Genomic DNA, 11666 nt, shown 5'->3' with positions numbered 1-11666 from the left:
GGCGCCGCGCCCACGGTCGAGGTTCAATCAATCGCCGCGCCCACAGAGAGAACACCCATGACGCGACTCGCTACCAAGCTCGATCCCCGTCCCTGCCTGAGTTACGGCACGCTCGAAGCATCCGCCGACGGTCAATTCAGTGTCCTGACCGATACGGGACGGTTTCGCGCGGTCAAGGCCGCCAGCTGTCTGCTGACCCCGTGGCCCGGGGACACGGTATTGCTGTCCATTGCCGAGACCGCCCCGGTCTATGTGCTGGCGGTGCTGGAACAGGCGGACCCGGCCGCCTCCCGGCTCGATCTGCCGGGCGATGCAACCATTCAGGCGAGCGGCGATCTACATCTGGCCGCCATGCGCGCACTGACCTGTTCGGCCACGCGCCTGACGGTGGGGGCCGACGAGGCCGCACTCTCCATCGTCCGTACCAGCTTTATTGGCACCGTGGTCTCGGTCCAGGCCGAGCGCATCAAGAGCGTATTCGCCACGGCGGACCAAGTGTATCGTGACCTGACGCAGCGCATCGGGGCGTATTTCCGCGCTACCAGTGAGCATGAGGAGATCCACGCGAATTCATCGCGCACCCTGGTTGCGGCGGATCTCTCGATGCAGGCCAAGAATACGCTCATCGTCGCCGAGGAGAACGTGAAGATCGACGGCGAACTCGTCCATCTGGGCTGACCGCCCGCCCTGACCACACTGCCTTAACCACCTTGGCTATGGAGCAACGACCATGTTCGCACTCACCATGGGCGCCGGGATGAATCTGGGATTTCCGGATGTGTGCATCACGCCGGTCGGTCCGATTCCAGTCCCTATCCCTTATCCCAACATGCAGATGTCCGCCACCAGTGCCCCGGCCGCCTACACGATACTCATGGATTGTACGCCGGCGCTCAACCAAAGCTCAGCCGGGCTGGTGTCAGTGGGCGATGAACCCGGTGTGCTGCTGGGGGTGGTATCGCACCTGGAGTCGGGTGAAGCGGAATATATCGTGGGCTGTATCACCATCATTACCGACGGCATGCCGCAGCAGCGACTCACCAGCGTGACCGGCCAGAACGCCGTGGCCGTACTCCCCAATGCGCCGGGCATCTGCACCGTGCCCAGTCAGGTGACGGTGCTCACCCTGGGATAAGGGCCAGCCGGGTCAAAATGACAGGGTATAGGTATTGAGCTCGCCGTTATAGATGAACAGGCATTGACTGAGTAGGTCCCGGCCCAGCAGACCGTCGATTCCTTGATGCCGCAGGTTTGACTCGATAGCGCAGACCGCGCCAAAGATCCGATTGATGTTGGGGTGAGGGATCATCAAGCTGATATCGTACTGCTGGCAGCTATGCGCGTTGTGCGCGTTGGTCGAGGGCGTGTGGATATCGACCAACCCGCTCGGGCGCAACTGCAGTCGCTCGATAATCCATGGGTCGAGACAGGTGAAGTGAGTCCCGGTATCGATCAAGAGCCGGACGCAAACCCACTCGGGGACGTCCTCCCCGGCCTGCTGCATCGCCTCGCGCCGCGTGGCGGACACGCCGATTTTGGCGTCCAGCAGCGGGCCCTGTTGGGAGATACGCAGGTTTACGCTGGGCATGATGTGTCATGAGGAAGGCAAGCGAACGAGACTGCCTCTTTGGCACCGATCTGTTTCACCATCAACGGCGCCAGGCCGCACTGCTGGTCACCTACCTTCAGCGCATCCTCGTATGATGCGAAGGTCCCCAGCAGTTGCGTGCGCGCGATCACGGAAAACTGGCCTTCCTCAGCAAACAGCCCATCTGGACAGGGTGCCGATCTTAGGCGCGCGCAGGCCGCTGGGCAAGCGGGTTGATGGCTGAGCAGCAATCCATACCGTTTCATTTCACCGCAAACACCTCGCCCCGCGGCACGAACGGCAGACGCCGGCCTTCCGGCAGCAAGTAGGCATGGTCGAAGGCAATCTCCACCGCGTCTTCGCACTCGCCATCCGTGATCAACAACAGCGGACCCTGCCGGGGGAACTCCCCACGCTGGGCGAGGCGGCTCAGGCAGTCCACTCCCGGTTGCAGCACAGTGCCACCCCGGCCTTTCAGCGTAAAGCGCTCCAGCAGGCGTTCCGGCTCCACCCAACCGCTGTCATACGCGGCGGCATCGCAACACACCAAACGCACCGCATACACGTCACGGGCGAGGCTGTAGCTGGCGATCGCGCCCAGCGCCTTGCCCAGCAGTTGCGGCGGCATCGACCCTGACGTGTCCAGCACCACACCAAAGACCCGGCTCTTCCGCTCCTCCTCCGGCGGCTTCACCGGCGACGGGCGTGGGATGCCGGGGGTGGCGGACTGGCGGCGCGAGGGCCGGGCATAGCTGCGACGAAGTTCCGGCGGCGGGAAACGCTCGTCGAACCATTCCGCCAGCCGCACATCCCAGGGGATCGGCGGCTGGCTGAGGCTGCGGATCTCCTCGATCAGCCCCGCCGGGATGGTGCCGCGCCCACTGCCGAATAGCCAGCGGTCCAATGCTTGCCCCAGGGCACGACGGCAGTATTCCTCCGCATCCACAAAGGGGCCGTCCCGCGCCTCGCCCAACATATCCGGCTGGCCGGGGCCGCGCAGCGTGGCGAGCTTGCGCGCCCGGCGCAGGTCACGGGCCAGCAGATCGTAGACCTCCTCCGCACTGTGCACGGCCAGGGCGGCATCGTGCAACAGGCCCAACGCGGGCGGCGTACCGACGCCCATGTCGATCAGCCAGGCGTTGATGAGGAAATCGCAGGCGACATTCCACAACAAGGGATCGCGCCCGCGCCGCCGGGAGGCGTGGTTCAACCCGGCATGGAGCAACTCATGGGCGAACACAAAGAGCGCCTCCGCCTGGCTCAGCCGCGCCGCCGGGTTCATCCAAATCCGCCTCGCCCCGACATCAATGGCGGCCACCTGGATGTCATATTGCCGGCACTGCGCCAGGCCCTCCTCCAGGTCGAAGCCGGCGGCCAGGGCACCCAGCAAGGGATAGCCGTCCATCAGCCGGCGCTTGGCCCGCTGTGCCGGGCTGTCGGCCGGGCTGCCTTGGCCGGCGGCGGTCTCCCGGCCGCCCACTACCCGCAAGGCACGGCCCACGCCTTGGGCGATGCCCTCCGCGAGCAAGGCGGGCCAGTCCGGGGGCCTGCGCCAACGGTCCGAGTCCTTGCCGTCGATCCCCACAAACAGCGGCCGGCCCCCGCACCACAACCGATGCCACTGCGCCAGGGACGGGTCCACGCCGTCGGCGCACCACCGCCGGAACAAGGCGTCCTCACCCCCGGCAGGCACCGCGACCGGCCCATGCCACAAGACCTCCGGCGATTGCCCCAGCTTCAACTCCTCGCAGAACCGCTCGGCACTGAGCAGGCAGGCGGTCTCCCAGAGGTCCTGCGGCGCACGCCCGCGCACCATGCCGAAGCCCAGACAGACCGAAGCGATGCCGATCACCCGCGCCCATTCATCAGGAGAGGCGCGGCGGGTCGGGTGCAGATAGATCGAACCGTTGGGCGTGACGGCCAGCCACGCGTTGTCATCGACAAACCTGGGGGGCTTCTCGGGGTAGAAGTGGATGACGTTGAGCAGGGGCACCAGCACCGCCTTCTCCCGCAGCAGGGCGAGCCCGGCATCGCGGGCCTCCTGCGCCGGGTCAGGATGGCGTGGGCGGGCCATGGCTCAGGCCTTGTCGTGTCCGGCCAGCCGCGGCAGGTCGCGGGCCACCTCCACCAGGAACCAGGTCGGCAGGCGGCGCCCCTCATCGTCTTCCGCCAACACCGACTGGGCGATTTCCACGCTGATGCGGGCCAGCTCCTTGAGCCGGTCCTTGGCGCGGATGGCCAATTGCTGGTGTTCGCCGCGCCGGTCGGCGTCGTCCTGCGGCAACTCCTTACGCAGTAATCCGCGCAGCGACTGCGCCAGAAAATAGAGGATGTCGCGATCACCGGGCGCATCCGGCCAATGCGCATCGCCCTTGAGGATGGCGGCGAGGGTATGCTTCTGTTGGACTTGCTTCAGGAACCCCTTGAACTGGCCGGCGTGCGGCGGGCTGAGCAAACCGAAGGCCAGGGCCTCCAGCAAGGTGTTGTCAATGGTGCCGCTGAACGAATGCAGCGCGTCGGAGAGCATGTGCCAGGAGCGCGGCGTGGAAAACGGCTCCTCATGCTTGGGCGGCTCGCTCCAGAGATGGTCCGGGCGCAATTGGATGTACTCGATCACCCAGGGGTGGATACCGCCCTGATTGACCGCCCAATCCAGCCATTGCCGATGATCGGCGCGCAAATGGATATGCGCCAGACGATTGATCAACGCGGAGGGCATGGGTTTGACGATGGCCGCGTCCTTGGCGCGGTTACCGGCGCCGATGACAAGGGTGCCCTTCGGCAAGCGATACTCGCCCACCCGTTGATCCAGGATCAGCGAATAAAAGGCCTTCTGGATCTCATGGCTGGCAGCATTGAGTTCATCCAGGAACAGCACGAACGGCTCCCGGCGCACGATGTTGGCCGGCGGGAAAAAGCGCGAGCAATCGCCGTCGATCTGGGGCACCCCCAGCAGGTCCTCAGGGGCGAGTTGGCTCCCCAACAAGGACACACATTCAAGCCCCAGTTCCTGGGCGAAGCGGTTGACCAGGGCGGTCTTGCCGATGCCCGGCGCGCCCCACAGGAACACCGGGCGCACCACGGCGACGTTCAGCAGGAACTCAAAGGCTTGGCTGAGGGTGAGTTGGATGGCGGGGTTCATGTGGGACTTGGCCTCAAATCATCCGATCCCGCCAATAGCCGGGATGCCGTCTCAGGTCAGCGACGGCGAGGACCTCCACCATCTGGCCTTTGACTCGATAGATCACCCCGAACGGAAACCGCCGCACCAGCAGTCGGCGCGTATTCTCTGAACACGGGCTACCGGCATCGGGGAAGGCCGCTGCCAGCGACACCGCTCGGTAAACCTCTTCGGCAAACTCGATTCCCAGCCCCACGCGGCAGGACTCGTAATACGCTGCGGCATGATCGAGTTCACTCTCCGCGGCCTCATGCAGAAAGAACTTCATCCCCGGTATTTCGCGCGCAGCCTGCTGAACGCCTCTTCTCCATCGATCAAGCCCGCTTCCCCCGAGTCAATCTGAGCGACGCGACGTTCCGCCTCTTCAGCCCAGAGACGCTCGATCACCGGATCAATCGGTGAGTTCAGACTGCCGAGCAGTACATCGACGAGTTCAAGCCGCTGGTCTACCGGCAGTGCCAGTGCGTCGTCGAAAACCCGTGCGGTGTTGGTGCCCATCATCGTCCTCTCACAGAGTGGTCTTTCTCGCGAACCTCGGTCGGCCTGTTCGGCATCTTCGCGAACTCGGAACTTCGCATTGTATTCCTGCGCAAGACGGGATTTCTACGCGCGCAGCACAGCGAAAATAGTGTCTTTCGTCAGCATTGTAATGATCGGAAATTCAACCAGCCGGACCGGATAGCGTGCCGATCTTAGGCGCGCTGCGGCCGCCGGGCAAGCAGGTTAGTCGTGCAGGTCGGTGAACCGTCAGCCACGCAGAGACAGGCCGGCAGACACCAACTTCTGCAGGACCACGGACGGCTCGTCGCCAGCGTTGGCAACGATCTGACGCAGCGGCACTTCCATGGAACGGCAGGCGATAGCGATGCCGACGCCCTGGTCATGGTTGGCGCCCTTCAGATCCTTGATGGCCTTGAGCGCACGCACCAGGGCGACACCGCCGCCGGGGACGATGCCTTCCTCAGCCGCGGCACGGGTGGCAGGGCGTCTTCGACGCGCCCCTTCTTCTCCTTCATATCCATCTCGGTGGCAGCGCCAACCTGGATGACGGCCACGCCGCCGGCCAGCTTGGCCAGACGCTCCTGGAGCTTCTCCTTGCCATAGTCGGAGCTGGTCTCTTCGACCTGGCTGCGGATCTGCTCGCAGCGCGCCTTGATGTCGGACTCGGAGCCGGCGCCGTCGATTTGGAGATTTTCTTGTCGTGCAGTAGGACGTAGGGCGTCTCGAGATCGGCGCTCTGGCCCTGCTGGTTGTTGATGAAGTAGGGGCAGCGGTAGCCGCGATCGAACTGCATGCCCTCCACCACGTCCAGCTCGTTGTGCAGGGAGGTGCCTTAGGCCTGTGCGAACCGCCGCGGAGGACGTACAATTCCGCCTATGTACACGTTCATCGAACTGCCTGGCTTTACCCGCTTTGCCGCCGATTATTTTAACGACTCAGATCTGGCGGATCTGCAGCGGCCCTGAACCTGTTGCGGGAGATGGCCGATCATGCCGAAATTGACTGAAGCCCAATTGCTGGCGCGCGATGCCGATCGCGATCTCGACGGCGAATTACTGGAATCGATCCGCCAGTTGCAGGCGGGCAACGTCGGACGGGTGTCAGTGGTGACGCGCGACGGTCGGGTGATCGAATCGGCGGTGGCCAGGGCACGGGTGATTTCACAATTGTCCCAGGTTCAGTTCGCCACGCTCCTAGGGGTGTCCAAGCGCACCCTGCAGGAGTGGGAACAAGGTCGCCGCGAGCCCTCCGGCGCAGCCAAGACGCTGCTCAAGGTGGCCGAGCGTCACCCGGAGGTTTTGCGTGAGTTGGTGTCCTGAGGCTTCATCGATTCGCCGTACTGCGGTACCTTCCTCGTCGGGGGATTTCCCAATCTTGGTTAAACAGCGTTTACTTTAGGCACTCGACGCGCTTTCCGCCCACTCTTACTATCACCGGCATCGTTCAAAATTGATGCGCTTTGGGCATGGACCGCATGCTCCCCGCTTGCTCGCACGTTGCAAGCCGGAACCAGGAAAAGTATCCGACCCTGGTCCCTTATGCCCGCGCGTAACCCGATCTATGCGCTGGCTCCTTATCCCATAAATTACACATACTCCGCACTGGACATCCCCCAACGACCTATTTTCGGACCACTTTATCCGACTTGGGGGCACGCAGCGGTTACGAAAAATGCTAACTTCCAGCTTCGGTTGTCTCGTCGCTATCACGCAGCTCCAGACCGATTGTTGCCAGGAATTCCCGCTCCCGCGAGTCCATTATAGCTCGACGCCCGCCCAGAACGTTGTTAACTGCGAACACTTCATCCTTGCCGAATATTCTGAGTGTAGTCGGCGCGTGGTCCGGGAGGAGATAGCGGGAAAGAACCCTTTGGTGTCTCTTCTGCAAGTCATCATTTGATGCAGCTTCTACATCAAACAAGACAGGCCGACACGAAGAAGCAGAAGGATTAAGCTCATGGCGTAATGCGCTGAATTCTTCAGGCAACGCGGCAACACGGTTCTCCGGGCGAGTCGCCTCCGCGGAAGTAAAAAGCCGCTGCACCGTCTCGTTGCCCAACTCGCCCAAAGCGCGCTGGGTCTGCACGCGAATGCGGTCATCGTCGATCGAGAGTGTTGTCAGCAGCATCAGCGCTCTGCTTCGCGTCGCCCGATAGTTGAATACCCCAATCGGCGCCACCTGGCGCGCCAGATCCGGCGGGATTGGGTCACCGCCGTCGGCAATCACGGTGTATAGATAGTCGATCGCATCGGCAATGCGGTTTCCGGGCATGCCGGTAAAATATTCACCGTAGGTCGTCGCCCAAAACCAGCGGCGCAGCCGTTCACGCTGCTCCAGGTCCAAAGGAATTTGCCCAAGCCGACGACCGAGTTCCGCAATGCCTACCAACTGCGTCGCATAGGGCAAGGCACGAGGGCCTCGCACGCTAAATTCCGCGAGGCACTCAATCGCCCAACGGACTGAGTGGCCGAGCTCCTTAAACGTTTGATCGCAGCCGTCTTTCTTGACCCGATCATTTAGTGTCCGTGGCTCTGTATCATAAATATGCAATCCCCAACGCGCCTTCAGGACGTTCAGCAAGACCTGATCCTCAATGCCGCCCCATCCGTCCGCGGCCAACTCATCACGCAAGGACTGTATCTTTCCCGCAATATCACAGCCGCCCGCATAGGCCAAGGCGCGCACCATATAGGTTTCGCTCATCGCCTTACCGCCGCTGTTGACCCGCACGAAGCTCTCCGTGACGAGCGAAAGGTCTTCGCTGACCAGCGGCACGACAGGGATTTGATAATCTTTGAAACGTTCGGCTAAAGCCTCGGCGACTTGGGCGGCCGCGTCCTTGTTCGCGCCCAGCAATCGCTTCTGATGCTCAAAGAGTCGTTTGGGATCGAGTAACGCATAGAGCGGTAGCCAAGTCACCGGCGGCTCACCTTTGCGACTGAAGAAGCGGAACGCTCGATCCTTGGGATCGGGCTCAAGGTCGTAGTAGATCGGCCAACGCATACCCTGGTCACGCAGCGGCTTGGGGTCATCCGTCCAGGTCAGGGCCGCAAATAGCGTTGCGAGACGCTGATGGCCGTCGAGCAGATAGGCATGTGGGATTTGCTCGCCAGGCGTCGTCGGCAACTTGAATGCGCCGAGGCTATCGAGACAGCGCAATGCGTGGGTTCGGGTGCGCCAGACCAAAAAGGCGCCGATCGGCATCTGCTTATCTACGCTGTCCAGTAGCGTCAGGCGCCGATCATCATCCCATTCCAATGGGCGTTGAAAATCCGGGATCAGGATAGCCCCGCTGCGGACCTCGGCCAGCAGGCTTGGCAGCCGTGGCACCTGTGGCGTTTCAAAGAGTCCGGCCATGGGCTATAACCTCGCGAACAGGGAATTCAGAATTGCCTCACGGGTGGGTTCGTCTGGCCGACGGCCGCGCTCGAATTCTGCGCGAAAGGCGTCTTCGTAGCCGCCAGGGTCCCAGTCGAAGAGGTCTGCGATCTTAGACCTGAAGCCGTCTCGCAGCGCCTTGCGATCCTGCTCGGATAGGCGCTGGAATAACGGATCGAGTTCGTGGTCGCGGACATCGCGGTTTTGCTTCCGAACCTGCGTCCTCAGTTCATCCCCCAGATCGCCGACCAAGCCGTGCTTCATGTTGTATTGGTGCCCTGCTTCCGGCCACGTCTTTCTCAGATCGCTCAGGGCATCGATGGTCTTGCGGCGTTTGGTTCTGTTACTACCAGAGACATCCTGCTGCCAAAGTCGCAACAATCGCTCGGGCAGGTAATTTTCGATGGTGCGACGGCCGAGTTGGTAATGATTTAAGGGCCAGGGCGAACCGACGGCGTTCGAAGCTTTTTCACAGATAGCCTTCAACCGCTCGGAATTCGGTGAAGGGCGTGCGCGATCAGTGAGATCGCTATCGCGGTCGAACATCACCCATAGACGCATGAGACGGGCGCGCTGAACGAGCGTCTCAGAAGAAGGATCACTCAGTTCTTCGATCAGCGCGGTCATGTCCCCAAGCCCGCCGCCATTCAATACCTCGATCCAACCCGCGTCCAATGCATCCTGTAACTGTCGGCGTTGGGTCGGCGGCGCCAGTGCGAGGAGGAACCGCAGGTCGGTGCGGCGGTGTTCGAGTAACAATCCAAGGGGCATCCGCAACAACCGGATCGCTTGCGCCAGCGTCAGTCGCCCGCGGCGCCAATCGGTGGTCGCAGCAATCGTGATAGTCGCGGTATCGCTGGGTAGACTGGCAGCACTCTGAAGTGCCTGTTCAAAGACTAGGCGGACTCGCTTTACAACTGGCTCCGGCAACACGTTCAGCCAGCCGGCAATCGGACCATCCTCGCCATCCCGAAAAATTGGCTTGGTCAGTAACGTATGGCGGCCGTCCCGGGCGAGCGCGAAGATCTCCAAGAATGGGAGCGAAAGGCCCTCCGGTCGCCCGAACAATTCCTGCTCGATCAGTACCCGCATGGTGAGTTGAACGCGCCGCCCTGCAACTGTTGATCCAATAGTCGACGGGCCAACGCCTGATCCTCGACAAAGGCCGCCGGTGGCCAACCGCCCTTGGGGCTGCCGTGGCTATCGAAATCGACCTTGGTTGCGATGCTCTCCCCGCTCGCCTCCTGGTCGATCCAATAGGCGCGGCAGCACTCGGGCGGCAGGCGGTCTTCGGCAATCGCGAGTTGAATAGCGAGCAGCAGTATCCGCGAATGGGTCTCGACGACGATGGTGGGTGGCTTATTCCCTGCCGCAATCTCGCACAGGTGGTTGGCGAGGGCCTGCTGGGCATTACCATGCAGGTGACTCTCCGGCTCCTCGATCGCGAGAATCGCGCCGTCGCCCCGCTCGCGGGCAAGAGCGCAGGCGACCAGGACCGGCAAGACCTGGATCATCCCCTCGCCGGTATCCAGCAGGTCAATGTCTCGGATCGGTCCTGCTTGGGGATTGAGCAAGAGCCGGTGGATGGGCTGCCCGACCGCGGCGGCGGCCTGGTCCAACCGCCGACCGATATCATGCCCAGCGTACCAGCGGGCGACCTCCTCGAACACGCGCTCGTCCGTCAACAGTATCTCAGCCGCCTGCGCACCGTCGGGGCCGAGCATGCGGTGTCGACTGCCGGTCTTGGTCACCAGGCGCCCCCAGCGCGTGCGCACCGATTGCAGCCATTGGATGTTGCGCCGCAGACCAAGCAGGCGTTCGCGCAGGCCCCTGAGGACGAGTACCTCACAATTCGCTGCCGGCACGAGACCGACAAAACCGGGCACAATCGACACCGCATCATCGGCTGGCCGCGTAACCGTGTATCGGCCCTGATCTGGATATGGCTCCGCCTCGGCTCTTAGCTGGGTCTGATCATCCGGCCCAATGAGCTCGAACGCGCTAATAGCAACGGCATCGGCCTCGTCGATGTACCGGAGATGGAATACATCGCGATAGTGGTGACCGGCGGGATCGCTCCAATGCAAAGTCAGGCTCAAGCGCTTGAGCCCACTGCCTCGGTTCACCACATCGAGAAAACTCGCTCCCGGACCCGCCACTCGCGCAATCTCGAACGGCGATGCGGCGTCGTCGGCCACGGAATCCGCAAGAATCGGCAGTAATCGCAGCACTGCACTCTTGCCGGCGTTGTTACGGCCGTACAGCAGGGTCAACGGCTTGAGTTCCAACTTAAGGGGTTCGGCGAAGGAGCGATAGCCGGTAGCGGAGAGGCCGGTCAATTTGAACATGGCTTGGTTGGCTCGAATCAAGGTGGATGGCTCATGTCCCGCTGAGGTTGTCGCGGTTTGCCGGAATCCTGGCAACCCCCTTATTTCGGCAGCAAAGTCCACCGATGGCAACTGCTGTCGACGCCGGAGACGCGATCGACTGACCCGGTGAAATGGACGTTGGCGGACATGGTCGTCTCCTGGATCAGCGATGGAGTCACATTAGCATAGGCGGGGCGACGGACGTCAAACCAGATTCAGGGCCTTCGGCCCATAAAAAAAGCCCCGCCGAGGCGGGGCTTTCTGTCACCAAACCGGTGACGCCAGGCGACTTACATCATGCCGCCCATTCCACCCATCCCACCCATGTCGCTCAAGCTTTCGATTGATTCTTTCAGATCGACGTACTCTTTCAACCAGTTATAGCTTATGCGCATATTAAAATTGCCTTAAGAACCTTTCGTCGTTCTCGTAGAACATCCTTATATCGTTTATGCCGTATTTTAACATCGCTATTCTCTCGACCCCCATGCCGAACGCAAAGCCGGTGAGAATTTTGGGGTCATAGCCGACCTTTTGAAATACCTTGGGATTAACCATGCCGGCTCCGAGTATTTCCAGCCATCCCTTGCCGCCGCACACGCTACATCTCTTTTCTCCGGCCGATCCGCCGCAAATTATACATGATATG

General features: G+C 62.0%; 11 protein-coding genes and 2 pseudogenes. 3 read left to right on the top strand and 10 right to left on the bottom strand.

The window, feature by feature from the left end; genetic code table 11:
- The first annotated feature begins 57 nt into the window (after positions 1-57).
- Together QZY44_RS01755 and QZY44_RS01750 are read left to right on the top strand one after the other, a co-directional pair.
- Complete coding sequence (locus tag QZY44_RS01755; protein ID WP_295441416.1) at positions 58-678, top strand: DUF3540 domain-containing protein; 621 nt, start codon at positions 58-60, stop codon at positions 676-678.
- 52 nt (positions 679-730) lie between these two features.
- The gene (locus tag QZY44_RS01750) at positions 731-1135 is read left to right on the top strand and encodes a DUF4150 domain-containing protein (RefSeq protein WP_295441414.1); all 405 of its coding nucleotides are present in this window, start codon (positions 731-733) and stop codon (positions 1133-1135) included.
- A 12-nt stretch (positions 1136-1147) separates the two neighbouring features.
- On the opposite strand, the gene QZY44_RS01745 is transcribed toward QZY44_RS01750, so the two are convergent.
- The 6 genes and pseudogenes from QZY44_RS01745 to QZY44_RS01720 all read right to left on the bottom strand — a co-directional run.
- Positions 1148-1588: a hypothetical protein gene (locus QZY44_RS01745; protein WP_295441412.1), complete on the bottom strand. Its 441-nt coding sequence runs from the start codon at positions 1586-1588 to the stop codon at positions 1148-1150.
- Between the two features lie 262 nt (positions 1589-1850).
- The gene (locus QZY44_RS01740; protein WP_295441410.1) at positions 1851-3662 is read right to left on the bottom strand and encodes a hypothetical protein; all 1812 of its coding nucleotides are present in this window, start codon (positions 3660-3662) and stop codon (positions 1851-1853) included.
- Between the two features lie 3 nt (positions 3663-3665).
- On the bottom strand, positions 3666-4730 hold the full coding sequence (locus QZY44_RS01735) for a MoxR family ATPase (protein WP_295441408.1): 1065 nt from the start codon (positions 4728-4730) through the stop codon (positions 3666-3668).
- A 13-nt stretch (positions 4731-4743) separates the two neighbouring features.
- Positions 4744-5037: a type II toxin-antitoxin system RelE/ParE family toxin gene (locus tag QZY44_RS01730; RefSeq protein WP_295441405.1), complete on the bottom strand. Its 294-nt coding sequence runs from the start codon at positions 5035-5037 to the stop codon at positions 4744-4746.
- On the bottom strand, positions 5034-5270 hold the full coding sequence (locus QZY44_RS01725) for an addiction module protein (protein ID WP_295441403.1): 237 nt from the start codon (positions 5268-5270) through the stop codon (positions 5034-5036). Before QZY44_RS01725 ends, QZY44_RS01730 begins: the two co-directional genes overlap by 4 nt.
- Positions 5271-5546: 276 nt before the next feature.
- Positions 5547-6102, bottom strand: a pseudogene (locus QZY44_RS01720) (TCP-1/cpn60 chaperonin family protein); the annotation flags it as partial.
- 157 nt (positions 6103-6259) lie between these two features.
- Between QZY44_RS01720 and QZY44_RS01715 the strand changes: the two are divergent.
- Positions 6260-6589 (top strand): helix-turn-helix domain-containing protein, encoded by a 330-nt coding sequence (locus QZY44_RS01715; protein WP_295441401.1) that lies wholly within the window; start codon positions 6260-6262, stop codon positions 6587-6589.
- Positions 6590-6944: 355 nt separating this feature from the next.
- Here the strand turns inward: QZY44_RS01715 and QZY44_RS01710 are convergent, their stop codons facing one another.
- The 4 genes and pseudogenes from QZY44_RS01710 to QZY44_RS01695 all read right to left on the bottom strand — a co-directional run.
- Positions 6945-8627 carry a DUF262 domain-containing protein gene (locus QZY44_RS01710; protein ID WP_295441398.1) on the bottom strand — a complete coding sequence of 561 codons (1683 nt, stop codon included), beginning with the start codon at positions 8625-8627 and terminating at the stop codon, positions 6945-6947.
- A 3-nt stretch (positions 8628-8630) separates the two neighbouring features.
- A complete protein-coding gene (locus tag QZY44_RS01705; protein WP_295441396.1) occupies positions 8631-9740 on the bottom strand; it encodes a hypothetical protein in 1110 nt (369 codons plus the stop codon).
- Positions 9728-10996: an AAA family ATPase gene (locus QZY44_RS01700; RefSeq protein WP_295441393.1), complete on the bottom strand. Its 1269-nt coding sequence runs from the start codon at positions 10994-10996 to the stop codon at positions 9728-9730. The genes QZY44_RS01705 and QZY44_RS01700 overlap by 13 nt, the downstream gene beginning before the upstream one ends.
- A gap of 417 nt (positions 10997-11413) precedes the next feature.
- Positions 11414-11666, bottom strand: a pseudogene (locus QZY44_RS01695) (phenylalanine--tRNA ligase subunit alpha); the annotation flags it as partial.

The organism is uncultured Thiodictyon sp. (genome assembly GCA_903837595.1).
Taxonomy (GTDB): domain Bacteria; phylum Pseudomonadota; class Gammaproteobacteria; order Chromatiales; family Chromatiaceae; genus Thiodictyon.
The sequence above is the reverse complement of the archived record's forward strand: the minus strand, read 5'-3'. Positions and strand labels throughout refer to the sequence as shown.